Annotated in this window: 7 protein-coding genes; 1 reads left to right on the top strand and 6 read right to left on the bottom strand. The window is 73.9% G+C overall.

Annotated elements, in window-relative coordinates:
• The 3 genes from ACEZDG_RS21830 to ACEZDG_RS21820 are packed head-to-tail and all read right to left on the bottom strand — an operon-like array spanning nucleotide 1 to nucleotide 4417.
• Nucleotides 1-984, bottom strand: a complete 984-nt coding sequence (locus ACEZDG_RS21830; protein ID WP_380512160.1) for an AraC-like ligand-binding domain-containing protein — start codon at nucleotides 982-984, stop codon at nucleotides 1-3.
• A gap of 53 nt (nucleotides 985-1037) precedes the next feature.
• Nucleotides 1038-2768: a thiamine pyrophosphate-dependent enzyme gene (locus ACEZDG_RS21825; protein WP_380512158.1), complete on the bottom strand. Its 1731-nt coding sequence runs from the start codon at nucleotides 2766-2768 to the stop codon at nucleotides 1038-1040.
• A 29-nt stretch (nucleotides 2769-2797) separates the two neighbouring features.
• Entirely contained in the window at nucleotides 2798-4417 is a 1620-nt protein-coding gene (locus tag ACEZDG_RS21820) for an FMN-binding glutamate synthase family protein (RefSeq protein ID WP_380512156.1), read from the bottom strand.
• 70 nt (nucleotides 4418-4487) lie between these two features.
• On the opposite strand from ACEZDG_RS21820, the gene ACEZDG_RS21815 reads away from it, so the two are divergent.
• Nucleotides 4488-5405: an RNA polymerase sigma factor SigF gene (locus tag ACEZDG_RS21815; RefSeq protein ID WP_380512154.1), complete on the top strand. Its 918-nt coding sequence runs from the start codon at nucleotides 4488-4490 to the stop codon at nucleotides 5403-5405.
• A 30-nt stretch (nucleotides 5406-5435) separates the two neighbouring features.
• Here ACEZDG_RS21815 and ACEZDG_RS21810 read toward each other — a convergent pair whose 3' ends face one another.
• The 3 genes from ACEZDG_RS21810 to ACEZDG_RS21800 all read right to left on the bottom strand — a co-directional run bounded on the left by ACEZDG_RS21810 (nucleotide 5436) and on the right by ACEZDG_RS21800 (nucleotide 25998).
• Nucleotides 5436-5954 carry a GNAT family N-acetyltransferase gene (locus ACEZDG_RS21810; protein WP_380512152.1) on the bottom strand — a complete coding sequence of 173 codons (519 nt, stop codon included), beginning with the start codon at nucleotides 5952-5954 and terminating at the stop codon, nucleotides 5436-5438.
• A gap of 62 nt (nucleotides 5955-6016) precedes the next feature.
• Complete coding sequence (locus ACEZDG_RS21805; RefSeq protein ID WP_380512150.1) at nucleotides 6017-6220, bottom strand: MbtH family protein; 204 nt, start codon at nucleotides 6218-6220, stop codon at nucleotides 6017-6019.
• Between the two features lie 20 nt (nucleotides 6221-6240).
• The gene (locus ACEZDG_RS21800; protein WP_380512148.1) at nucleotides 6241-25998 is read right to left on the bottom strand and encodes a non-ribosomal peptide synthase/polyketide synthase; all 19758 of its coding nucleotides are present in this window, start codon (nucleotides 25996-25998) and stop codon (nucleotides 6241-6243) included.
• Between the last annotated feature and the right edge of the window lie 2 nt (nucleotides 25999-26000).

Genomic DNA, 26000 nt, shown 5'->3' with positions numbered 1-26000 from the left:
CTACTCGCCCGAAGCCCCACTGCCGGACAGCGCCCGCTGCCGGTGCTCGCTGGGCGGGAGACCGTACGCGGCCTGGAAGGCGCGGCTGAAGTCCGAGGCGCGCGGGATGCCCCAGCGGGCGGCCACGGCGTGGATCGGCATGGTGCACAGCGCGGGGTTCGCCAGGTCGCGGCACGCCCGCTCCAGCCGCTGGCCGCGGATCCACGCGGCGACGGTCTCGCCCTCCGACTGCTGGGTGAAGACCCGGTGCAGATAGCTGACGGAGATGTGGTGCGCGGACGCGACCACGGACGGCGTCAGCTCGGGATCGTGCAGGTTCCTCCGGATGAACGCCCGGACCTCCTCGACCATGACCCGCCGCCGGGCGTCCTCCGGCACCGCGGCCTCGGCGTCCAGCTCCCGGGCCAGCAGGGTGGCCACCAGGTCGACCACGACCGCTCCCAGCCGGGGCGCCTCGGCCGGCCCGAGGACGGCGGCCTGCCGGTCCAGGCCGACCAGGAACTCCGCGAGCAGCGCGGACGTGCCCTCCCGCCCGGAGAACCCCCGGCCCAGCACGTTGCGCAGGCGGTGCGGCGGCAGTGGCAGCATCGACACGGGGAAGTCGATGCCCACCGCCTCGACCCGGCCTTCCTCCCGGCCGCTGCCGCGGGCGCCGAAGGCCCGCAGGTCGAACGGGCGGGAGCTGTGCACCAGGTGCAGGTCGCCCGGCCCGAACGCGGTCGTCGGGTCGGCGTCCTGCGTCAGCGCCATGCCCCCGTCGAGCAGCAGCGTCAGGTTGTACACCTCGGGGTCCGTCTGCCGCACCATGCGCGCGGTGCGCCGGAAGCGCGCCGCCGGGAAGGAGGTCCTGAGCAGGGTCACCGGCCCCAGCTCCAGCCGCCGCATCTCCGCCTCGAAGTCCTCGGTGTGGGCACTGGTGACCTCACTGGCCCGGCTGCGCCCGATCAGCTCCCGCCAGCAGTCGAACCGTTCCTTCCCGTCCATGTCTCCCGTCTTCCTCCGTAAGCCACAACCAGTGGTTGTGACTCACCCTACCGTCAGTTCTCGTGGCTCTCGAGGAGTTCCTTGACCTTGGCGATGGCGAAGCCCCAGCCCTGCTGGACCGTGGGCTTGCCGGGGACGGCGATCTCCTGCGGGTTCGTCAGGACGTCGAGCAGGACCGGACCCGGGGTGGCGAAGGCGCGGCGGACGCTGTCGGTCAGGGTGGCCGGGTCGGTCACCCGGATCCCGGTCAGGCCCAGGGCGGTGGCGACGGCGGCGAAGTCGGGGTTGTCCAGGACGGTTCCGAACTCGGCCAGACCGGCCTGTTCCTGTTCGAGTTTGACCATGCCCAGCCGGCGGTTGTCGAAGACCACCAGCTTCACCGGCAGTTGATGGGTCTTGATGGTCATCAGGTCGCCGAGCAGCATGCTCAGTCCGCCGTCGCCGCAGAACGCCACGACCTGGCGGTCCGGCGCCCAGAGCTGGGCGCCGAGGGCCTGGGGCATGGCGTTGGCCATCGACCCCAGGTTGTAGGAGCCGATCAGCCGGCGGTCGCCGTGCATGGTGACGAAGCGGGAGAGCCAGACGGTGGCCATGCCGGTGTCGGAGGTGAAGATCGCGTCGGCGTCGGCACAGGCGTCGACGGCGGCGGCCAGGGCCTCGGGCCGGATGTCGTGGTCGCGGTTGTCCACCTTGCCGCGCAGCCGTCCGGTCCAGCTCCTGGTGTCGTGGGCGGGCTCGGCCAGCCGCTGCTGGCCGGTGCGCCAGGTGTCGAACCGCTTGCGGGCGGCGTCCAGGTGGTCCCGGTCGGGCTTGGCGTCCAGGTGCGGCAGCAGGGCGCGCAGGGTGGCGCCGACGTCGCCGGCCAGTCCGGCGTCGATCGGCACCCGCCGGCCCAGGTGCTGCTCCTGGGTGTCGATCTGGACCACCCGGCAGTCGGTCGGGTACCAGTCCCGGTACGGGAAGTCGGTGCCGAGCATCAGCAGGGTGTCGCAGCCGTCCAGGGCGTGCGCCGCGGCGGGGTTGCCGATCAGGCCGGTCTGGCCCACCTGGTACGGGTTGTCGCCCTCGAAGCCCTCCTTGGCCTTCAGGGTGAGCACCATCGGCGCGCCGGTGTGCTCGGCCAGGGCCAGCACCTCCTGGCGCGCGTCCCGGGCGCCCCGGCCCACCAGCAGGGTCAGCTTGGAGCCGGCGTTGATGATCTCGGCTGCCTCAAGGATGCCCGGCTCGTCCGGGCGGGTCAGCTGCCGGGCGCGCGGGAAGCGGGCCGGACGGTCCTGGGTCAGCTCCTGGTCGCCCAGGTCCCCGGGGACGGTCAGCACCGCCACGCCGCCGTGGCCGACGGCCGCGCGGACGGCCGCCTCCAGCAGCCGGGGCATCTGGTCGGGGGAGGTGACGGTGGCCCGGTAGACGGCCACGTCGCGGAACAGCAGGTCGTTGTCGACCTCCTGGAAGTAGTCGCTGCCCATCTCCGCCAGCGGCACCTGTCCGGCGATGGCGAGCACCGGGGTGCGGCTCTTGGCGGCGTCGTAGAGGCCGTTGAGCAGGTGGACCGCGCCCGGCCCGACCGTGCCCATGCAGACCCCGAGGGTGCCGGAGAGCTGGGACTGGGCGCCGGCGGCGAACGCGGCGGCCTCCTCGTGCCGGCAGCCCACCCACTCCAGGCCCTCGGTGGTGCGGATGGCGTCGGTCAGCGGGTTCAGCGCGTCGCCGACCACGCCGAAGACATGACCGACCCCCAGGTCCTGCAGGGCGTCGACGATCACACGGGCCACGGTTCGTGCCACAGGAAGGTTCCTCCGGTTCAGACGGTGAGTCAGACGGTGAAGCGGTCCGGGTCCGCGGTCTTCCAGTCTGCCGCCCAGGACTCCGGTACCTGGTGCAGCAACTCGCCGGTCTGCAGCGCCGGATACAGCTCGGCGTAGGAACGGACGGTGACCGGGTCGATCCGGCGGCGCAGCATGTGCGGGCCCAGCTCGGATGGATGGTCCACCCCCATGGACGCCATGATCTGCAGCGCGCTCTTCACGGTGGCCTCCTGGAACCGATGGACCCGCTGCGACTTGTCGCCGACCTCCAGCGCGCGGGCCCGCCGGGGGTCCTGGGTGGTGACCCCGACCGGGCAGGTGTTGGTGTGGCAGCGCTGGGCCTGGATGCATCCGATCGCGAACATCATGGCGCGGGCCGAGTTGGTGTAGTCGGCGCCCTGGAGCAGGCGCTTGACCAGGTCGCTGCCGGTGGCGACCTTGCCGCTGGCCCCGATCCTGATCCGGTCCCGCAACCCGGTGCCGACCAGGGCCTGGTGCACCGTGGTCAGACCCTCCGTCAGCGGCGTCCCCACGTTGTCGGCGAACTCCAGCGGCGCGGCGCCGGTGCCGCCCTCGGCGCCGTCGACGATGATGAAGTCCGGGGTGACCCCCTCCTCCAGCATGGCCTTGCACACCGCGAGGAACTGGCTGCGGGAGCCGACGCACAGCTTGAACCCGGTCGGCTTGCCGCCGGACAGCTCGCGCATCCGCGCCACGAAGGCCACCAGTTCACGCGGGGTGGAGAAGACCTGGTGGAAGGGCGGCGAGATCACCGTCTCGCCCTGCGGGACGCCGCGGACCCGGGCGATCTCGGCGTTCACCTTGGCACCCGGCAGCACCCCGCCGATGCCGGGCTTGGCGCCCTGACTGAGCTTCAGCGAGACGCACCGCACCTGCTCGTGGGCGGCCTTGTCGGCGAACCCCGCCGGGTCGAAGCCGCCCTGGTCGGTGCGGCAGCCGAAGTAGCCGGTGCCGATCTCCCAGACCAGGTCGCCGCCGGGCCGCAGGTGGTACTCCGACAGGCCGCCCTCACCGGTGTCATGGGCGAAGCCGCCCAGCGCCGCCCCGGTGTTCAACGCCAGGATCGCATTCGACGACAGCGAGCCGAAGCTCATCGCGGAGACGTTCAGCAGCGCCATGTCGTAGGGCCGGGTGCAGTCGGGGCCGCCGATCCGCACCCGCGGCACCTCGGTGCGCACCGGCCGCGGGGCCATCGAGGGGACCAGGAACTCACGGCCGGTCTCGTAGAGGTCGCGCTCGGTGCCGAAGGGCTCCTCCGCGGCGGTGCCCTTGGCCCGCTCGTAGACGATGCTGCGGGTGTCGCGGTCGAAGGGCCTGCCGTCGACATTGCGCTCCACGAAGTACTGCTGCAGCTCCGGGCGGACGCTCTCCAGGATGAACCGGAGATGGCCGAGCACCGGATAGTTCCGCAGCACGGAGTGCCGCCGCTGCAGCAGGTCCCACAACGCCAGCGCCAGCAGCGCGGCCAGTGGCGCCCCGGCGAACCACCACCACGGCGACACGGCCACCGCCAGGACGACACCGGCCAGCGCGAAGCAACCCACCGTCAGAACCCACAGAATTCTCAGCACAGCACGCTCCTGTCCGCAATCACCGTGAAAAATCATTTGGTGCCGAGATGCATAACCTGGCGCACGGGGGTATACGACGCTCACGTCCACCGAAGGAGAACTTCCGATGGCACCCAGCGTCGCTTCCCCGGCCGCTCCCCTCGCAAGCCCGCGCGCACCGCTGACGGTCGAGCAGACCGAGGCCGTGCCCGGGGCCGCGTCCGGCGCTGCCGCGTTCCCCGAGCTGGACCTTTCGGACCCGCGGAACGCCAGCGGGCCCGACGCGCGGGCGATGTCCAAGGTGCTGTTCGCCCGGCTGGCGGAGCTGGAGGAGGGCACGCACGAGTACCAGTACGTGCGCAACACCCTGATCGAGCTGAACCTGACCCTGGTCAAGTTCGCCGCCCGCCGCTTCCGCACCCGCAGCGAGCCGATGGAGGACATCGTCCAGGTCGGCACGATCGGCCTGATCAAGGCCATCGACCGGTTCGACCTCGGCCAGGAGGTCGAGTTCCCGACCTTCGCCATGCCGACCGTGATCGGCGAGATCAAGCGCTTCTTCCGCGACACCAGCTGGGCCGTCCACGTCCCGCGCCGGCTGCAGGAACTGCGGCTCACCCTGGCCAAGGCCACCGACGAGCTCGCCTTCACCGTCGGCCGGCCGCCGACCCCGGCCGAGCTCGCCGCCCACCTGGAGCTCACCGAGGACGAGGTCCGCGAGGGACTCGTCGCCGCCAACGGCTACACCGTCAGCTCCATCGACGCCGGCTCACCGGGCGACGAGGACAGCGGCGAGGGATCCGCGTTCACCGCCCGCCTGGGCGAGGTCGACCCCGGCATGGACCTGGTCGTCGACCTGGAGTCGTTGAAGCCGCTGATGGCCCGACTGGGCGAGCGCGACAAGGCGATCGTGTCCATGCGCTTCGGCGCCGAGATGACCCAGTCCGAGATCGGCGCCGTCCTCGGCCTCTCCCAGATGCATGTCTCGCGCCTGCTCTCCCGCATCCTGACCGGCCTCCGCACCCAGTTGCTGGCCCAGGACTGAGCCGGGCCCCTGGGAGCCGCTGGGGACGCCTCAGTCGACTGGTGGTTCGGTCGTGGAGATGACCAGCATCCTGGTCACCGCGCCGTCGTCGTCGACCACGTCGCGGACGTGGCGGAAGCCCAGGCGCCGGCATGCCGCCAGGCTCGCGGTGTTCTCCGCGCCCACCATGCCGTAGACCTCCTTGAGGCCGAGCTCCTCGGCGGCGTAGCGCAGCAGGCCGCGGGCGACCTCGGTGCCCAGGCCCCGGCCCCAGTACTCCGGGACGAGTGCGGTGATCAGTTCGTGGCCGTCGACGTTCCCGGTCTTCTTCAGCTCCGCGTGTCCCACGTAGGCGCCGTCCAGCCACAGGCCCCAGACGTCGAACAGGTTCGTGGGATACACATCGGTCCGGATCGCGCGGAAGAGCGCGCGGATGTCCTGCTCGGGTGCGCGCTCCTGGCCCATCCAGCGGCACACCTCCTCATTGCGCAGCAGGTCGACGAAGTGGTCCTCGTCCTGGGGCCGGTACGGGAGGAATTCCAGGTGTTCGGTGCGCAGGATCGGGGTCATTGACGTACTCCTCTCGGCGGGGTGCGGGCCGGGGCGCCGGCGGCGCCCCGGCCCCGCGGCGGTCAGGCTTCGGCGTTCTCCATGCGCTCGCGCAGGCTCCGCGGGCGCATGTCGGTCCAGACCTCGTCGACGTAGGCGGAGCACTCGGCCTCGGTGCCCTCCTGGCCGACGGGCTGCCACCCGGCGGGCACCTCGAGGTCCACCGGCCACAGCGAGTACTGCTCCTCGTGATTGCGCAGGACCTGGTAGCGGGTGTTCTCGTCCATGGTGTTCTCCTTCGTTGTTGTCATCGGTCCGCCCGGGCGTGCCGGGCGATGTGGCGCAGTGCCCCGGCGAAGTCCTCGGCCACCCGGCGCACGGTCGCGGTGTCGTGGACGGCGGGGCGGTGCCGCCAGGTGAAGACGAGGCGGCCGTCCAGCACCGCTCCCACCACCTCCACCGGGTGGGACCCGGCGTTCCCGGGGTCGTGGTCCTGGCCGAACGAGCCGTGCTCGGTCCGCACCAGGCCGCCGTCGGAGGCCCCCGGGGAGCCGTCCCACTGGCCGAGGTAGTTGAAGACCAACTGGCTCCCCGCACCGGCCGCGAGGCGCTTGCGGACCGCGGGCGGCCCGAAGGTACGCAGGGCGCCGAAGCCCAGCCCGTTCCCCGGCACCGCGCGCAGTTGCCGGCGCACCGACTTGACCAGCGCGCGCCAGTCCCCTTCCGGCTCGGACACGTGCAGGGCGACCGGGTAGACGGTGGTGAACCAGCCGACCGTGCGGGACAGGTCCACCCCCTCGACCAGGTCCTCGCGGCCGTGTCCCTCCAGGTCCAGCCGGACCCGCTGCCGCCCGGTCCAGCGGGCCAGCGCCAGGGCGAGCGCCGCCAGCAGCACGTCGTTGACCCGGGTGCGGTAGGCCGCCGGCGCGGCCCGCAGCAGGGCCGCCGTGTCCTCCTCCCCCAGCTCGACGGTCACTGCGCCGGTCTCCGCGGACGCCGGGTGGTCGGGCGGGGCCGGAGTTTCCGTCACCGCCTGCTCCCAGTAGGGCAGTTCATGGTCCAGGCCGCCTTCGGCGACATGGGCCGCGAGGGTCTGCGCCCACTCCCGGAACGAGGTGCCGCGCAACCCCAGGTCGACCGGCTCGCCCCGCACGGCCTGCCGGTAGGCGAGTTCCAGGTCGTCGCGCAGGACGCGCCAGGAGACCGCGTCCACGACCAGGTGGTGGGCGACCAGCAGCAGGTAGACCGGCCTCCCCGGATCACCGGTGAACAGTGCCGCCCGCAGCAGCGGCCCGCGGGCCAGGTCGAAGCGGGCGTGCAGTTCGTCGGCGGCCTTGGCCATGGCCGCGTCGGCCTCCTCCGGCGACTGCCCGGTCAGGTCGTGGCGGACCAGGACGTCGGCGCCTCGGGTCGGCGGCGGGTTGAACTGGTGCCAGCCGTCCTCGTCCCGGGTGAACCGCATGCGCAGCGCGTCGTGGTGTTCCAGCAGGGCGTCCAGGGCGTCGGCCAGGGCGCGCGGATCGGGGGTCCCGTCGAGTTCCAGCAGGGTCGACTGGTTGAAGTGCTGCGGAGCCGCCCGGGGCGTGGTCAGGAACCACTCCTGAATGGGCGTCAGCGGCACCTCCCCGGTGACCGGCCCGTCACTCCCTCCCCCGGAGGGGATCCGCACCACGGTGGCCAGCTCGGCCAGGGTCTGATGGGTGAACAGGTCCCGGGTGGCCAGCTGCAGTCCGTCCCGGCGCAGCCGCGACACCACCTGCATGCTCAGGATGGAGTCGCCGCCGAGTACGAAGAAGTTGTCGTCGACGCCGATCTCCTCGACGCCCAGCACCTCGGCCCAGACCCGGGCCACCCGGCGCTCGGTCTCGGTCCGCGGTGCCACGCGGGACCCGGCGGCGGCCTGCGGCAGCCCGGGCTCGGGCAGCGCCCGCCGGTCGGTCTTGCCGCTCGGGGTGAGCGGCAGCACGGCCAGCGGCACGAACACCGAAGGCACCATGTGCGGCGGCAGCAGCCCGGACAGGTACCCGCGCAGCTCAACCGGGTCGGCCGACCCGTCCGCGGGGACGACGTAGGCCACCAACCGGGCGCCGTGCACGGTGACCACCGCGTCGCGGACCAGGGGGCTGCGGCGCAGCGCGCTCTCGATCTCGCCCGGCTCGATCCGGAACCCGCGCAGCTTGAGCTGGTCGTCCGCCCGTCCGGCGAAGCGCAGCTCGCCGTCCGCGTGCCGCCGGACCAGGTCGCCGGTGCGGTACATCCGCTCCCCCGGCGCGCCGTACGGGTCGGCGACGAACCGCTGGGCGGTCAGGCCCGGGCGGCCCAGGTAGCCGCGGGCGAGGCCGGGCCCCGCCAGATACAGCTCCCCGGTCACCCCGGTCGGGACCGGACGCAGGGCGGCGTCCAGGACGTAGCAACGGGTGGCGCCGGCCGGTCGGCCGATCGGCGGGGTGCCGGTGCCCGGTGACAGCGGGCCGGTCCAGCTGGCGACCACCGTGGCCTCGGTGGGCCCGTAGGAGTTGACCATCCTGCGTCCCGGCGCCCAGAGGTCCACCAGGTCGGCCGGGCAGGCCTCGGCGCCGACGATCAGGGTGCGCAGCTCGGACAGCGTGGCGGCGCTGCCCGGTTCCACCGTGGCCAGCACCGCCGGGGGGATCAGCGTGTGGCTGATCCGCCGGTCGGCGAGCACCTCGGCCAGCCGCTCGCCGACCAGCGGCCCCTCCTCACCGGTGACCAGCGCGGCCCCGCCGAGCAGGGCGGTGCACAGTTCCAGCACCGAGGCGTCGAAGCTGGGCGAGGCGAACTGCAGCACCCGGTCGCCGGGGCCCGCGACGTACTGCGCGGCGGCGGACGCGGCGAAGCCCGCCAGCCCTCGGTGGGTCACCACCACGCCCTTGGGTGTGCCGGTCGAGCCCGAGGTGTAGATGACATAGGCCGGATGGGACGGCAGCAGGGCGCTGCTGCGCTCGGCGTCCGTGGGCGCGGTCTCCGGCCCGTCCGCGACCCACACCTCGGCCGGGTCGTCCAGCACCAGCTGGACGCCGGCGTCGCGGACCATGAACTCCCGGCGCTGCAACGGATAGTCCGGGTCCACCGGCAGGAAGGCGCCGCCGGCCTTGGTGACCGCGAGCTGCGCCACCACCGCCGCCGCGGCCCGGGGCAGCGCCAGCGCCACCACCCGCTCCGGCCCCACGCCCCGCGCGATCAGCCGGTGGGCGAGCCGGTTGGCCGCCCGCTCCAGCTCGGCGTAGGTCAGCTCCCGGCCGCCGTCCAGCAGCGCCGGCGCGTCCGGGGTACGGGCCGCCTGACGCTCGAACAGCTGCGGCAGGGTCGCCGCGGGCACCGGGCCGAACCCGCCCTGCGCCTGCTCCTGCAGCGCCTTCACCTGGTCGCCCGGGGCCAGCGGCAGCGCGCCGACCGGGCGGTCCGGGTCCTCCGCGACGGCGGCCAGCAGGGTGCCGAGCTGATCGGCCATCCGCTCGGCCGTGGCCGCGTCGAACAGGTCGGTGTTGTAGGTGATCAGGCCGTGCAGCGCCCCCGAGTCCGCCTCGGCGAACTCCAGGGTGAGGTCGAAGGCGGCCTGCTCCAGCTCGGCCTCCACCTCCGTGACAGACAGGCCCGGCAGGTCCAGGTCCGCCGCGGGGGTGTTCTGCAGCACCACCAGCACCTGGAACAGCGGACTGCGGCTGGGGTCGCGGACCGGGTGCAGCTCGTCCACCACCCGCTCGAACGGGATCTCCTGGTGGGCGAAGGCGTCCAGCACCGTCTGCCGCACGCTGTCGAGGAACGCGGTGAAGGGCTGCCGTGCCTCGACCCGGGAGCGCAGCACCAGGGTGTTGACGAAGAATCCGATGAGGTTCTGCGTCTCGACCCGGTCGCGGCCCGAGGTGACGGTGCCGACCGCCACGTCCGTGTCGCCGCTGAGCCGGGCCAGGTAGGCCTGGGCGGCGGCCACCAGGACGGTGAACAGGGTGGCTCCCCGCCGCTGGCCGACCCGGGCCAGCCGGGCGGCGGTCCGGGCGGACAGCTCGAGCCGGGCGGTGGCGCCGTTGCTGGTGCGCACCACGGGACGGGGCCGGTCGGTCGGCAGCCGGAGCGGCTCGGCGTGCCGCAGCTGTTCGCTCCAATAGACAAGCTGCTTGTCCGTTTCCGTAGCACCCACCGCCCGCTGCCAGTGCGCGAAATCGGCGTACTGCACCGGCAGCGGAGCCAACGGCGGCTCGGTGGAGCCCAGTTCGGCGCGGTAGAGCTGGGCCAGGTCATTGAGCAGGACCGAGGTCGACCAGCCGTCGGTGACGATGTGGTGCAGGCTCAGCGCCAACACATGCTCCTCCCCCGCCAGCCGCACCAGCCCGGCCCGCAGCAGCGGCCCGCCGCGCAGGTCGAAGGGACGGGCCCGCTCCCCCGCGAGCAGCCCGCGCAACGCGGTCCGGCGCGACTCCTCGTCCAGCTGGGACAGGTCGTGCAGCGGCAGCGGCAGTGACACCTCCTCCGGCGGATGGACCAGCTGGACGCCCTGCCCGTCCACACTGTCGAAGGTGGTCCGCAGCGACTCATGACGGACGGTCAGGGCGCGCAGGGCCGCGCCGAGCGAACGGATGTCCAGCGGCCCGCTCAGGCGCAGGGCGAGCGCGGTGACGTACTCGGTGCCACCGGGGGCGAACTCCTCCAGGAACCACAGCCGCTGCTGGGCGTACGACATCGGCACCGCCGTGTCACGGGCCACCGGGACGATGGGCCTGCGCACGGCCCCGTCCTGCTGCCCGGTGAGCAGTCGGGCCAGCCCGGCCGGTGTGGGATGGGTGAACACCGCCCGCGGCGTGAGGTCGGTGCCGAAAGCCTCGGCCAGCCGGGAGGCGAGCCGGATGCTGAGGATGGAGTCGCCGCCGAGTTGGAAGAAGCCGTCCTCCACCCCGGGCGGCGGGGTGCCCAGCACCTCGCCGAAGACCTCCGCCGCACGGCGTTCGGCCTCGCTGCGCGGCTCGACCCGCTCCCGGGGCCCAACCCCCCGTTCCCCCTCCGCCGCCGGCAGGGCCGCCCGGTCCACCTTCCCATTGCCGCTCAACGGCAGGGCGGCCAGCGGGACGAACGCGCTGGGCACCAGGTAGTCGGGCAGCGCACGCGCGGCGAAGGCCCGCAGCTCGTCCGGGTCCTCCCCGGCCGGGCCGACCACATAGGCCACCAGCCGCTTCGCCCCCGGCCGGTCCTCGCGGGCCAGCACGGCGACGTCGGCCACGCCCGGGTGCGCCGCGAGCACCACCTCCACCTCGCCGGGTTCCACCCGGAAGCCGCGGATCTTCACCTGGTCGTCCGCCCGGCCCAGGAACTCGACCGCGCCGTCCGTCCGCCGCCTGGCCAGGTCCCCGGTGCGGTACATCCTTGCCCCCACCGGGCCGGACGGATCGGCGAGGAAGCGCGCCGCGGTCTCCCCGGGACGGCCGAGGTAGCCCCGCGCCAGGCCCTCTCCGGCCAGGAACAACTCGCCCGCGCAGCCCGGCGGGACGGGCCGCAGACGGCCGTCGAGGACATGGACCCGCATATCGTCCAGCGGATGGCCGATCGGCACGGTGTCCGGAACCGCCGCCGGGTCCGTCAGAACGAACGAGGTGGCGAAGGTCGTGGTCTCGGTGGGGCCGTAGCCGTCCACCACGCTCAGGCCCGGGCAGGCGGCCAGCACCCGGCGGACGGCGGAGGCGGGCACCACGTCGCCGCCGGTCCACAGCCGACGCAGGCCCGCGAAGCAGTCCGGCGCGTCCTGCGCCAGCAGCCGGAACAGTCCGGCGGTCAGCCACAGCGCCGTCAGCCCGCCGTCGCCGACCAGCCTGCGCAGCAGCGGCCCGTCCACCGTCCCGTCAGGGGCGACCAGCACGCAGCCGCCGTTGAGCAGCGGCGCCCACACCTCGAAGGTCGCGGCGTCGAAGGCCACCGGCGAGTGCAGCAGCACCCCGGCCGCGCTGCCGTCGGTGAAGCGGCTGTCGGTGGCCAGCGCCGCCACGTCCCGGTGCCGCACCGCGACCGCCTTGGGCTGGCCGGTGGATCCGGAGGTGAACATCACATACGCCAGCCGGTCCGGGTCCACCGTCGGCACCAGCGCCGAATCGCCGGTGCGGGCGGCGGCGACCCGGTCCGCGGTGAGCAGCACAGCCGCGCCCGCCTGGGCCAGCAGCACCCGGCGGCGCTCTTCCGGCGCCCGGACGTCCACCGGCAGATAGGCGCCGCCCGCCTTGAGCACGGCCAGCTGGGCGACCACCAGCTCGGCCGAGCGATCCATCAGCAGCGCCACCCGCCCCTCGGCGGCCAGCCCCTCCGCCAGCAACCCGACGGCCAACCGGTCCGACCAGTCCGCGAGTTGGCGGTAGGTCAACTCCCGCACACCGTCCCGCACCGCGACCGCGTCGGGGGTGCGGTCGGCCTGCTCAGCGAAGAGCCGCACCGGGCTGTCCGGAGCGGGCGGGCGGGCGGTGGCGTTCCACCCCGCCAGCAGCCCCCGGTCAGCCCCGGTGAGCAGCTCCAACTCGCCCAGCTCCCCGCCGACGCCCTCGGCAAGGGCGGTGAGCAGGACGCCCAGCCGGTCCGCCGCGCGTTCCACGGTGGAACGGTCGAACAGCGCGGGGTCGTAGGCCAGGTCGAAGCCCAGCCGCTCGGCCAGATGGGCGCGCAGGCACCAGGGGAAGGTGGTGGCGTCGTCCGCCCGCACCTCCTCCACCCCCACACCGGTCCTGGCCGTGACCGACTCGTCCACGGGGTAGTTCTCGAACACCAGCATGCTGTCGAACAGCGCCTCACCGGCCGGAACCCCACTCAGCGCCTGGATCCGGGACAGCGCCAGATGGTCGAAACGCCGTCCTTCGCTCTGCCGCTGCTGCAGCTCCCGCAGCCAGGGCAGCACCCCGCCGTCGGGTATCCGGACCCGGGTCGGCACGGTGTTGATGAACAGACCGATCATCGACTCGACCCCGGGCAGCTCGGCCGGCCGTCCGGACACCGTGGTGCCGAACACCACGTCCCCGCCCCCGCCGCAGCGGGCCAGCAGCAGCGCCCAGGCGCCCTCCACCACCGTGTTGACGGTCAGTCCGGCCCCGGCCGCGGTCTCCCGCAGCCGCCGCGACACCGTCTCGTCCAGGGCCCGGTGCACAGCGGCGGCCGAGCGGGCGCGGTGGGCCTCGGTCGGCACCCGGTCGTACGGCAGCGGGGTGCGCGCGGTGAAGCCGGCCAGGGCTTCGGCCCAGTGCCGCTGCGCCGCGGCCTCGTCCTGGTCGGCCAGCCAGCGCAGGAAGTCCGCGAACGGCCTCCGCACCGGGTGCGGCACCTGCGGGCCGCCGGTCAGCTCGGCGTACTGCTCGCACACATCGGTGAGCAACTGCCCGGTGCTCCAGCCGTCCAGGATCAGATGGTGGGTGGACCACAGCAGCAGCACCTCGTCGCCGGGCAGCGCGGCCACGGTGAGCCGGGTGAGCGGCGCGGTGGTCAGCTCCATTCCCGCAGCGCGGTCCGCGGCGAGCAACTGCTCGGTCTGCGCGGACCACTGATCGGGTGTCAGGGCCCGCCAGTCCAGCTGGGTGACGGGCAGGGCGACCTGCCGGTGCACCAGCTGGACCGGGTGGGGCAGCCCCTGCCAGTGCACGCTGGTGCGCAGCGCCGGAGTCCGGTCGGCGACCTGCTGCCAGGCCTCGGCGAACACCCGTGGATCGGCCACCCCGGACAGCCGCACCGCCGTCCGGTCGAAGTAGAGCCCCTCGGTGTCGACCAGCCCGTGGAAGAGCATCCCGGACTGCAGCGGAGTCAGCGGCAGGACGTCCTCCACCTGCCCGCCGTCGCCGACCAGCCGGTCCAGCTGCTGCTGGTCGAGGCCGGCCAGCGGGAAGTCGGACGGGGTGCGCCCGCCCGCCCCGGGCCGGGCGCAGTGCGCCACGATCTCGCGCAGGGCGTCGCACATCCCCTCGGCCAGCCCGCGGACGACGGCCTCGTCGTAGACGGCGGCCGGATAGGTCCAGCCCAGTTCGAGCCGTCCCCGCTCGACCGCCCCGGTGATGTCCAGCAGGTAAGGGCGGGGCTGGTCCGGGTCGCTGTCGCGGCCCGCCGGGGCGAGCGGGGCGCCGGACGCACCACCGCCGTCCCACTGCCCGTGGTAGTTGAAGCCCACCCTCGGCGCCGCCGCCCCGGCCAGCGGACTTTCCGGCAGCAGGTAGCGCAGCGCGCCGTAGCTCAGCCCGTGCAGCGGGACCGCGCGCAGCTGCTCCTTGACCGAGCGCAGCGTGTCCCGCCACCCCGCCCCGGGCGAGACCCGGAGCGCGAGCGGGAACTCGGCGGTGAACCAGCCCACCGTCCGGGACAGGTCCACATCCTCGAACAGGTCCTCGCGGCCGTGCCCCTCCACCCCGACCAGCACGGTGTCCCGCCCGCACCAGTCCGCCAGGGTCCGGCCCAGCGCGCTGAGCAGCACGTCATTGACCTGGGTGCGGTAGACCGCGGGCACCTGCCGCAGCAGCGCGTCGGTCGTCCCGGCGTCCAGCGCCACCGTGACGGTCGCGGCGCTGCCGTGGGTATTGGGGCCGGGCCGCCCTGCGGGCAGGTCGGCCGGAGCCGCACCGGTCTCGGTCCAGTACTCCAGGTCGCCGTCCAGCGCGCCGGAGCGGGTGTGCTGCTCCAGCCGGGTCGCCCAGTGGCCGAAGGAGGTTCCCGCCGGTGGACTGTCGCCCGCCCCCGCCAGGTCGGCCAGCAGGATGCGCCAGGAGACACCGTCCACGGCCAGGTGATGGACGGTGACCACAAGCTGTGCCGGCTGCTCCGTGCCCCGGTCGAAGAGGAGCACCCGCACCATCCGGCCCTCGGTCGGATCCAGTGCGGCCTGGGCCTCCTCGGCCAGGCGCTGCACCTCCGCCTCGAGCGCCACCGGCTCCAGCTCCGCCACGTCGTGCCGGCTGAAGACGCCCCCCGGCGCCTCAGCCAGGACGTCCTGGAACCACCCCGTCCGGCCGTGCCGGAACCGGGTCCGCAGCGCCGGATGACGCTGGGTCAGCGCCAGGGCCGTCTGCTCCAAGGCCGACGAGGCGCCCGGGGCCAGTTCCAGCCGCTGGGTCATGGTGAAGCGCAGCGGGTCGCCGGGCCTGCGGCCGTCCAGGTACCAGTGCTGGATCGGAGCGAGCGGCGCCTCACCGAGCGGTATCTCCTGACGTGTCACCACCTCGCCTGCCTGGAGCGCGAGTTCGGCCACGCTCTGGTACCGGAAGACGTCCTTGGTGGTCAGCGCGAGCCCCGCGGCACGGGCGCGGGAGACGATCTGGATGCTGAGGATGGAGTCGCCGCCCAGCGCGAAGAAGTTGTCCCGCGCGCCCACCCGTTCCACGCCCAGCACCTCGGCCCAGATCGCGGCGAGCCGGGCCTCCGTCCCGGGCCTGGCCTCCACATACGGGGTGCTGCTGTCGGGCTGGACGGGCGGGGCGGGCAGCGCGCCGCGGTCGGTCTTGCCGCTGGTGGTGCGCGGGATCCGGGCCAGCGGGACGAACGCGGCCGGCACCATGTGGTCCGGCAGCGTCCGCCGCAGCCGGACCCGCAGTTCGTCGGACGGCGGGACCCGGTCCCCGGCGGGCACCAGGTACGCGACCAGCATCAGCCGGCCGGCGTGCTCCCGCGCGGTGACCACGGCGTCGGTGACATCCGGGTGCTCCAGCAGCGCGGCCTCCACCTCGCCGGGCTCGATCCGGAACCCGCGGATCTTGACCTGCTCGTCGACGCGGCCGAGGAACTCCAGCAGTCCTCCCCCGTCCCAGCGGGCCCGGTCCCCCGTCCGGTACATCCGGGCCCCCGGGGCCCCGAAGGGGTCGGCCAGGAAGCGGGCGGCGGTCAGACCGGGCTGGTTCAGATAGCCGCGGGCCACCTGGGCCCCGGCCAGGTACAGCTCTCCCGGCACCCCGATCGGCACCGGGCGCAGCGCGCCGTCGAGCACATAAGCCCGCAGGTTGCGGCCGGGCCGGCCGATGACCGGGCGGTCTGGATGGTCGGCACAGGGGCCGTAGAAGGCGTCCACGGTGCACTCGGTGGGCCCGTAGATGTTGTAGGCGGTGACACCCAGCTCCCCTCGCACCGCGCACAGTTCCTGCCAGCTGGCGGCGGAGACGGCCTCGCCGCCGACCAGCAGCACCCGGGGGTGGTGACGGCCGGGGGCGAACAGCCCGGCCGAGGTGAGTTCGCGCAGGAAGGACGGGGTGACGTTGACCAGGTCCAGGCGGCGTTCGGCGATCCGGGCGCAGAACGCCTCCGGGTCCAGCCGCACGTCCTCGTCCACGAGGTGGACTTCCTGGCCGAGCGCGAGCAGCAGCGGGCCCTCCCAGCTGGTGTCGAAGGAGAACGAGGCGCTCAGCGCGAACCGCAGCCGCTGCCCGTCCCCGGTGTGCGGGACGACCAGTCCTTCGCGGTGGTCGTGGCAGAGGTTGGCCAACTGCTGGTGCTCCACCGCCACGCCCTTGGGGCGGCCGGTGGAGCCGGAGGTGTAGACGATGTAGGCGGTGTGCTGCGGCAGCAGCGGGCCGGTCCGGTCGGCGTCGGTGAGGTCGTGGGCGGGCAGCCGGTCCCACGGCACCTCGCGCAGCTGATCAAGCGTCAGCAGAGTCTGCGGCCGGGCGTCGTCCAGCAGGAATCCGACCCGCTCCTCGGGCAGTTCCGGATCCAGGCAGAGCAGGGTGGCACCCGACTTGAGCACCGCGAACACCGCCACCAGCAGCTCCGAGGTACGCGGCAGCCGCACCGCGACCACCCGTTCGGGACCGGCGCCCAGCGTCACCAGATGGTGCGCCAGCCTGTTCGCCCGCTCGTTGAGCTCGGCAAACGCGAGGGTGGTGTCCCGGGCCACCAGAGCGGTGGTCCGCGGAATGCGGGCAGCCTGCGCCTCGAACAGATCCGTCAGCGTGCTGGCGGACTCCGGCAGCCGTTCGCCCTCCCCCAGCCGCAGCACCTCGGCCCGTTCCTCGGCCGTCATCAGCGGCAGGGCGCCGACCGCGACTCCGGGATCCTCGGCCGCGGCCTCCAGCAGGATCCCCAGCCTGGCCGCCAGACGCTCGGCGGTGTCCGCGTCGAACAGGCCGGTGTTGTACTCCAGGTAGCCGGTCAGGCCGCCGTCCCGCTCGATGAAGTCGAAGGCGAGGTCGAAGGTGGCGTAACGGATCGGCGGTGCCAGCGGTTCCACCTCCAGGCCCGGCAGCGGCGGGACCTCGGCGCCCAGGTTGTGCAGGGCCACCATCACCTGGAACAGCGGGGTACGGCTGGTGTCCCGCTCGGGCTGCAGCGCGTCCACCAACCGCTCGAACGGCACCTCCTGGTGGGCGAAGGCGTCCAGGACGGTGCTGCGCGCCTCGGTCAGCAGCTCATGGAACGTCAGCTCCGGCCGTACCCGGCCGCGCAGCACCAGGGTGTTGACGAACATGCCGACCACATTGCCCAGTTCATGCCGTTCCCGACCCGAGGTGACGGTGCCGACAGTGAGGTCCTGCTGACCGGCCCACCGGGCGAGCAGGATCTGACAGGCCGCCAGCAGGGTCATGTAGAGGGTGGCGTCGGCCTCCCGCCCCCGCTCGCGCAGCCGTGCGGTCAGCGCGGCGGGCACGGTGAAGGTCACCAGAGCCCCGCCACGGGTGCGGACGGCGGGCCGGGGCCGGTCGGTGGGCAGCTCCAGCGGCACCAGACCGTCCAGGGCGCGGCGCCAGTGGGCGAGATCCTCCTCCACACGGTCGGCCCGGGCGCGCTGCCAGGCGGCGTAGTCGGTGTACCGCACCGGCAGCTCGGGCAGTTCGGGACGGCGGTGCTCGCGCGCTGCCGCATACAGTTCGCCCAGATCCCGGCCCAGCACCGCCATCGACCAGCCGTCCGTGGCGATGTGGTGCACGGCCAGCACCAGCACCTGCCGGTCCTCGCCCAGCCGCGCCAGCCGGGCCCGCAGCAGCGGCCCGGCGGCCAGGTCGAACGGGGTCGCCGCGGCCCGTTCCACCAGCGCGTCCAGAGCCGCCGGGGGCTCCCCGGCCAGGTCCTCGCAGGGCAGCTCGACCGGGTACGGCGGGCCGACCACCTGCCAGGCACGCCCATCCTGTTCGGCGAAGGTGGTCCGCAGCGCCTCGTGCCGGGCCACCAGCCCGTCCAGCGCGGTCCTCAGCGCGCCCACGTCCAGCGGGCCGGTCAGCCGCAGCACGGACAGGATGGTGTACTCGGTGCTGCCGGGCTCGAACCGGTCGAGGAACCACAGCCGCTGCTGGGCGTAGGAGAGCGGCGGCTCATCCCCCCGCTCCGCGACCGGGATGGCGTCGGCCGAGGGGCTCCCGTCCCCGGCCGGATCGCCGAGGGCGGCGGCCAGGTCCATCAGCGTGGAGTGGGTGAACAGCAGCCGGGGCGAGATGTCCGCGCCGAACGAGGCCCGCAGCCGCGAGGTGACCCGGATGGCGAGGATGGAGTCGCCGCCGAGGGCGAAGAAGTTGTCCTCGGCGCCGACCTCGTCGGTGTCCAGGACGTCCGCCCACGCCGCCGCGACCAGCCGTTCGGCGTCGGTGCGCGGAGCGGTGCGCTCCGGGCCCGCGGCGAAGCCGTCCGGGCCGGGCGCGGGCAGGGCGCGCCGGTCCAGCTTGCCGTTGACGGTGAGCGGCAGCGCCGCCATCGGCACATAGGCGGCGGGCACCATATACGCGGGCAGCAGCCGCTCCAGGTACCCGCGGAGGTCCGCGGCGGCCGGAGGGGCGTCCGCACTGCCGACGACATGGGCCACCAGCCGTCGCGTGCCGGAGGCGTCCTCGTACACACCCACCGCGGCGGCGCCCACGCCCGGGTGGCCGTGCAGGGCGGCCTCGATCTCGCCGGGCTCGATCCGGTAGCCGCGGATCTTCACCTGCTGGTCGGCGCGGCCCAGGTACTCCAGGGTGCCGTCGGCCCGCCAGCGGGCCCGGTCGCCGGTGCGGTACATCCGCGTCCCCGGCTGCCCGAACGGGTCGGCGAGGAAGCGGGTGGCGGTCAGTCCGGGCCGGTTGAGGTAGCCGCGGGCCAGCCCCTCCCCCGCCACGAACAGCTCGCCCACCGCGCCCGGCGGCACCGGGTCGAGGCCGGAGTCCAGCACATACACCCGCAGGTCGGGGATGCCGCTGCCGATCGGTCCGGCGCCGCCGCCGCGCACCGCCGCCCGGTCCAGCGGGGCGTAGCTGACGTGCACGGTCGTCTCGGTGATGCCGTACATATTGACCAGGCGCGGGGCGGTGTCCGGGTGGCGGTCGTACCAGTCGGCCAGCCGGGTCACGTCCAGTGCCTCGCCGCCGAAGACCACCGTGCGCAGCGCCAGCCGGTCGCCGATCGCGGGGTGTTCGGCGTCCGCGCGGATCAGCGGGTAGAACGCGGACGGGGTCTGGTTGAGGACGGTGACCTGCTCGTCGGCGAGCAGCCGCAGGAAGTCCTCCGGGGAGCGCGCGGTGTCCTCGGGCACCACCACGAGCCGGCCGCCGTGCAGCAGCGCGCCCCACATTTCCCACACCGAGAAGTCGAAGGTGTAGGAGTGGAACAGCGTCCACACATCGTCCGTGCCGAAGCCGAACCAGTCGTCCGTTCTGCTGAACAGCCGCACCACATTGCTGTGCGGCACCACCACGCCCTTGGGCTGCCCGGTGGAGCCGGAGGTGAAGATGGCGTACGCGGGGCTCTCCGGCAGCGGTCGCCGGGCCGGCACGGGCCCGGTGGCCGGACGCCGCGCCAGGTCGGCGCGCACCTCCGCGCTGCCCAGCGACAGCACCGGCGCCCCGGCGGCCCGGGCCCCCGCCGCGTTGTCCCCGGAGAGCGTCACCAGCGCCACCGGCCCGGCGTCCCACAGCAGTTGGGCGACGCGTTGGGGCGGAAGCGCGGGATCGACCGGCAGATAGGCCGCGCCCGTCTTGAGGACCGCGAGCACGGCCACCACCAGATCGACGGACCGCGGCAGCGCCAGCGCCACGAACTGCTCGGGGGCCGCCCCGAGTTCGGCCAGCCGATGGGCCAGCCGGCCCGCCCGTGCGTCCAGCGTGGCGTAGTCGAGCCGGTCCTCGCCGAAGGAGACGGCCTCGGCCTGCGGGGTGCGGGCGGCCTGCGCCTCGAACAGGTCCACCAGGGTCTCGGAGGGACGGCCCTGCGCGGTGCCGTTCCAGTCGACCAGCATCCGCCGCCGCTCCTCGGCCGTGGTCCAGGCCAGGGCGCGCAGCGGGCGGTCCGGGTCGGCGGCCAGCTCGGTGAGCAGCAGGCACAGCCGGTCGGCGAGGGTGCGCACGGTCGCGGCCTCGAACAGCTCCGGGTCGTAGGCCAGGTCGAAGCCCAAGCGCTCCCCCTGGTAGGCGCGCAGCACCAGCGGATAGTTCGTCGCATCACGCGAGGAGACGTCGACCAGGCGCACACCGGACTCCGCCGCGCGGGCCTGGTCGAAGGGGTAGTTCTCGAAGGCCACCATGCTGTCGAACAGCGCGCTGCCGGACGGCACCTCGCTGAAGCCGGTCAGCTCGGCCAGCGACACCGCGGCGAAGCGCCGCGCCTCGGCCTGTGCCTCCTGCAGCTCCCGCAGCCAGTCGGCAGCGCTGCGGTCGGCGTCCACCCGGACCCGGGTCGGCAGGGTGTTGATGAACATGCCGATCATCGACTCGACGCCCGGCAGCTCGTCGGGCCGCCCGGAGACCGTGGTCCCGAACAGCACGTCGGTTTCCGCGCTGGAGCGGGCCAGCAGCAGCGCCCAGGCGCCCTGGAGCACGGTGCCGATGGTCAGCCCGGCCCGCCGGGCGGTGCGGGCCAGCCGCGCTGACACCTCGTCGGAAAGACCGGCCGTGTGCACCTCCGCCGACCGGGCCCGGTGGACCTCCCGCCGGACCCGGTCCACGGGCAGCGGGGTCGGACTGGCGAAGCCGCCGAGGACCTCGCGCCAGTGGGCGCGGGCGGCGTCGCCGTCCTGTCCGGCCAGCCAGCGCACATAGTCGCCGTAGGGCCTGCGCACGGGCGGTGGGACCGACGCGCCGGTGGTGAGCGCCGCGTACTCCGCGAACACCTCGGTGAGCACCTGGGCCAGGCTCCAGCCGTCCAGGATCAGATGGTGCGAGGTCCACAGCAGCTGCATCCGCGCGTCGGGCAGCCGGACCAGGGTGAGCCGCATCAGCGGCGCCGCGCCGATGTCCACGCCCTGGGCCAGGTCGTCGGCGCGCAGCCGGTCGAGCCGGTCGGCGCGCTGCCGCGGGTCCGCCGCCCGCAGGTCGAGCTGGGCCACCGGCACCCGCACCGCCCGGTGCACCAGCTGGAGCGGCGCGGGCACGCCCTCCCACACCACCGAGGTACGCAGGGCCGGTGTGCGGTCGGCCACCCGCTGCCAGGCAGCGGCGAGGGCCTCCGGGTCGTCCACGCCCTCCAGCAACAGCACGGCCTGGTCGACATACACGTCGTCAGCTCCGCCGACCAGGCGGTGGAAGAGCATCCCCTCCTGGAGCGGAGTGAGCGGCAGCACGTCCTCCACCTCCCGCCCGTCGCCGACGAGCCGGTCCACCCCGGCCTGGTCCAGCCGGGACAGCGGGAAGTCGGAGGGAGTACGCCCGCCCGCGTCGGGACGGGCGCAGAGCGCGGCAATGGCGGCCAGCCCGGCCGTCATGGCGTCCGCCAGGGCGCGGACGGTTTCCGCCTCGTGGACCTGGTCGCTGTAGTGCCAGGTGATCTCCAGTCGGCCGTCTACCACCACGGCGGTCACATCGAGGAGGTGGTCCAACGGCTCGTCAGGGGCGACGTCCGGGCCCGGTGCCTCCCCGGCCGGGGCGAAGTCCCCGCCCTCGGCAGCGGTCCACTGCCCGTGGTAGTTGAAGGACACCTGCGGCAGCGGCACTTCCCGCAGAGCACGGGCGGCCGGGTCGGGCGAGCCGAGGCGGGCCAGCGCCTCGTAGCTGAGCCCGCGCCTGGGCACGGCCCGCAGCCGCTCCTTGACCGCCTTCAGCGTGGCGCCCCAGTCCGGCGCGTCGGCCGGACCGGCCGGGACCAGGGTGACCGGGTACTGGGTGGTGAACCAGCCCACCGTCCGGGAGAGGTCGATGTCCTGGGAAAGGTCCTCCCGGCCGTGGCCCTCCAGCGCGACGGTGACCCGCTCGGTGCCGGCCCAGTCGGCGAGCGCCCGGCCCAGCGCGCTCAGCAGCACATCGTTGACCTGGGTGCGGTAGACCCCGGGCACCCGGCGCAGCAGCGCCTCCGTGGTGGCGCGGTCCACCCGGCTGCGGACGGTGCGCACCGACCCGGCGAGGGGAACCCCGGGGCCGTCAACCGGCAGCGGGGTGGGCGGGGCCAGCGCCTCGGCCGTCCAGTACGGCAGGTCGTCGTCGAAGTCCCCGGCGCGCACCCGCTCGGCCAGCTGGACGGCCCAGTCGGTGAACGCGATGTGCTCGGGCTCCAGCCGCGGCAACTCCCTGGCCACCGCCTGCTGATAGGCCGAGGCCAGATCGGTGAGCAGCACCCGCCAGGAGACGCTGTCCACGGCCAGGTGATGCACCGTCACCAACAGCTGGGCCCGGACCGGCCCCGGGACCAGGACCGCGCGCAGCAGCGCGCCGGTGCTCGGGTCCAGAGCCGCCCGGACGTCCTCGCCGTCGGCCGACTCATGACGGCTCAGCAGCCCGGCGGCCGGACCGGCCACCGCCTGCTGCCGCCAGCCGTCCCCGCTGCGGGTGAACCGGGTGCGCAGCGCGGGATGCTGGTCCACCAGCGCCTCCAGCGCCTGCCGCAGCGCCCGCTCGTCCAGGTCGCGCGGCAGGTCCAGCAGCATCGACATGCTGAAGTGGCCCAGCAGGCCGTGGGTGGCGAGGAACCACTCCTGCACGGGTGTCAGCGGCGCGGGACCGTCCTCGCTCGGCCTCCGCGCAGGGGCAGGAGCAGTGACCTGACCGGCCGCCGCCGCGAGGTCGGCCACGGTCTGGTGCCGGAAGACATCACGTGAGCTGAGCCGCAGACCGGCCGCACGGGCCCGGGAGACGGCCTGGATGCTCAGGATCGAGTCGCCGCCCAGCTCGAAGAAGTTGTCGGTGACCCCCACTCTCGCCACACCGAGCACCTCGGTCCAGATCCCGGCCAGAGTCTCCTCGTCGGGAGTGCGCGGAGCGACGAACTCCCTTGTCCTGCCCTCCCCTTCGAGATCGGGTGCGGGCAGCGCACGACGGTCCAGCTTGCCGCTGACGGTCAGCGGCAGCGCGTCCAGCGCGGTGAACGAGGACGGCACCATATGGTCTGGCAGGACCTCCCGCAGCGCCGCCCGCAGCTCGGAAGGCGCGGTACCGGATACGACATAGGCGGCCAACCGGCTGTGGCCCTGCGCGTCGGGAACGGCCACGACCGCAGCCGCAGCAACCCCCGGCAGCTCCAGCAGCGCCGCCTCGATCTCCCCCGGTTCGATCCGGTGGCCGCGCACCTTGACCTGGTCGTCGGCGCGCCCGAGGTAGTCCAACCGCCCGTCGGCGGTCCACCGGGCCAGGTCGCCGCTGCGGTACATCCGGGTACCGGCCGGGCCGAACGGGTCGGCCAGGAACCGCGCCGCGGTCAGGCCGGGACGATCGGCGTAACCGCGAGCGACCTGCTGCCCCGCCAGATACAGTTCCCCGCCCACCCCGACCGGCACCGGCTGCAGCCGCCCGTCCAGGACGTAGGCCCGGACGTTGGGCAGCGGGCGGCCCACCAGCGGACGGTCCTCGCCCTCGATCCGGCAGGCCAGCGCGTCGATGGTGCACTCGGTCGGTCCGTAGAAGTTGTAGGCGGCCACGCCCCGGTGTCCGGCCAGCTCGCGCCAGAGCCCCGGCCCGACCGCCTCGCCGCCGATCATCAGCACCCGCGGGCTGTGCCGGGGGTCGGTGAGCAGCCCGGCGGGCAGCAGCTGACCGAGGTAGGACGGGGTCACGTCGAGGAAGTCGATCCGGTGCCGGACCACGTACTCGACCAGGGCGGCCGGGTCCATCCGGGTCACCTCGTCCACCAGGTGCAGCGGGTGGCCGTCGGCCAGCAGCAGCACGCCCTCCAGCGAGGTGTCGAAGGAGAACGACGCGGTCAGCGCCACCCGCAGCGGGCCGCCGCCCGCGTCGGCGACGAAGCCGGCCCGGTGCGCGGCCAGCAGGTGCGCCATCGAGCGGTGCGTCACCAGCACGCCCTTGGGGCGGCCGGTGGAACCGGAAGTGTGGATGACGTAGGCGGTGTTGTCAGGATGCAGCGGGGCGAGCCGGTCGGCGTCGCCGGGGTCGGTGTCCGGCAGCGAGGCCGGCACCGCGCGCAGCGCGGCCTGGTCCAGCACCAGCGCCGGTCGCGCGTCCTCCAGCAGATAGCGGATGCGCTCGGCCGGCAGGGCCGGGTCCAGTGGGAGGTAACCCGCGCCGGACTTCCAGACGGCGAGGATCGCCACGACCATGTCGGCGGTGCGCGGCAGCCGCAATCCGACCAGCCGTTCCGGCCCGGCTCCCTGGGCGATCAGATGGTGGGCCAGCCGGTTGGCACGGGCGTTGAGCGTCGCATAGTCCAGCCGCTCGGCCCCGGCGACCAGGGCAAGCGCGTCCGGGGTCAACACCGCCCGGCGCTCCAGGATCTGCGGATACGTCAGGTCCTGCACCGGCAGCGCGGTGGCGTTCCACTCCCGCGTCACCCGGCGGACCTCCTGCGCCGAGAGCAGCGGCAGACTGCCCAGGGGCCGGTCGGGTTCGGCGGCGAGTCCCTCCAGCAGCCGCAGCAACTGCTCCGCCGTCCGCTGCGCCGTGGCGGGCCCGAACAGGTCGCTGCGGTACTCCAGCAGCCCGGTCAGCCCCTCGCCCTCCGGCACGAACTCCACGCTCAGGTCGAAGGTGGCGGCCTGCCGGGGCACCGCGACCAGAGTGGTGTCCAGCCCCTGAGGAGCGTTGGCGGCGGGCGGGGCCGGGTGCAGCAGGACCATCACGTCGAACAGCGGGTTGCGTCCCGCCTCGCGCGCGGGCCGCACCGCCTCCACGATCCGCTCGAAGGGCGTGTCGCCGTGCGCGAAGGTCTCGTTGACGGTGTCGGCGGTGGCTGCCAGCAGCTCGCGGAAGGACCCGGACCGGTCCACCCGACCGCGCAGCACCACCGTGTTGACGAAGCAGCCGACCGCCCGCTCCAGGTCGGTGCGGGACCGCCCGGAGGTCAGCGAGCCGACGGTGATGTCCTGCCGGCCGGACCAGCGGGCCAGCAGCGCCTGGGTGGCGGCCACCAGCGCGGCGTAGAGGGTCGTGTGCTGCTGGGTGGCGAGCGCCCGCAGCCGGGCCGTCAGTTCGGCCGGGACGGTGAAGCTGTGCACCGCCCCGGGCCCGGCCTCCTCCCCCCGCCGCGGCCGGTCCAGCGGCAGTTCCGGCGCCACCGCGCCATTCAACTGGGCTTTCCAATAAGCGAGTTGCTTTTCCAATACCGCACCGGACAGCTCCTTGCGCTGCCACACCGCGAAGTCCGGGTACTGCGTGGCCACCGGCGGCAGGCTCGGTTCGAGACCCCGCGCCAGCGCGTCGTAGGCGGTGCACAGTTCGTCCAGCACCACGCCCATCGACCAGCCGTCAGTCACGATGTGATGCGCCGTCAGCAGCAGCACATGCGAGTCCGCCGACTCGCGCACCAGCACCGCACGCAGCAGCGGCCCCCGGCGCAGGTCGAACGGACGGGAGTACTCCTCCAGCAGCACCGCGTCGAGCAGCTCCGGCGCGCCGAGCTCCCGGACCGGAACCGGCAGCGGCTCCGCCGGTCGCACGATCTGCGCCGGAAGCCCGTCGGTCTCCTCGAAGGTGGTCCGCAGCCCCTCGTGCCGCACCACGACCAGATCAAGCGCCCCGGCCAGCGCCTCGCGGTCCAGCGGCCCGGTGAACCGCACCGCGACCGCGCTGTTGTAGCGGGAGTCGCCGGGGCGCAGCCGGTCCAGGAACCACAGCCGCTGCTGGACGAAGGACAGCGGCAGCGGGCGGCTGCGGTCGGCGTGCGGGATCGACCGGTCGGCGGCGGCCCCACCACCGGCCCGTCCGGCCAGCCGGCGGCGCAGGGCTTCCTGCAGGTCCCCGGGCAGGGCGGCGGCGCGGTCTCGCTTCGAAGACGTCATGG

Origin of the sequence: Streptacidiphilus alkalitolerans (genome assembly GCF_042511045.1) — a bacterium.
GTDB classification, from domain to species: domain Bacteria; phylum Actinomycetota; class Actinomycetes; order Streptomycetales; family Streptomycetaceae; genus Streptacidiphilus; species Streptacidiphilus alkalitolerans.
Note: the sequence above shows the minus strand (reverse complement) of the source record. Positions and strands in the feature narration are given on the sequence as shown.

What these genes read in the sequence shown, in the direction of transcription:
- ACEZDG_RS21830 (WP_380512160.1), bottom strand. Translation starts at nt 984, where the DNA reads ATGGACGGGAAGGAACGGTTCGACTGCTGGCGGGAGCTGATCGGGCGC.
- ACEZDG_RS21820 (WP_380512156.1), bottom strand. Translation starts at nt 4,417, where the DNA reads ATGATTTTTCACGGTGATTGCGGACAGGAGCGTGCTGTGCTGAGAATT.
- ACEZDG_RS21815 (WP_380512154.1), top strand. Translation starts at nt 4,488, where the DNA reads ATGGCACCCAGCGTCGCTTCCCCGGCCGCTCCCCTCGCAAGCCCGCGC.
- ACEZDG_RS21810 (WP_380512152.1), bottom strand. Translation starts at nt 5,954, where the DNA reads ATGACCCCGATCCTGCGCACCGAACACCTGGAATTCCTCCCGTACCGG.
- ACEZDG_RS21805 (WP_380512150.1), bottom strand. Translation starts at nt 6,220, where the DNA reads ATGGACGAGAACACCCGCTACCAGGTCCTGCGCAATCACGAGGAGCAG.
- ACEZDG_RS21800 (WP_380512148.1), bottom strand. Translation starts at nt 25,998, where the DNA reads ATGACGTCTTCGAAGCGAGACCGCGCCGCCGCCCTGCCCGGGGACCTG.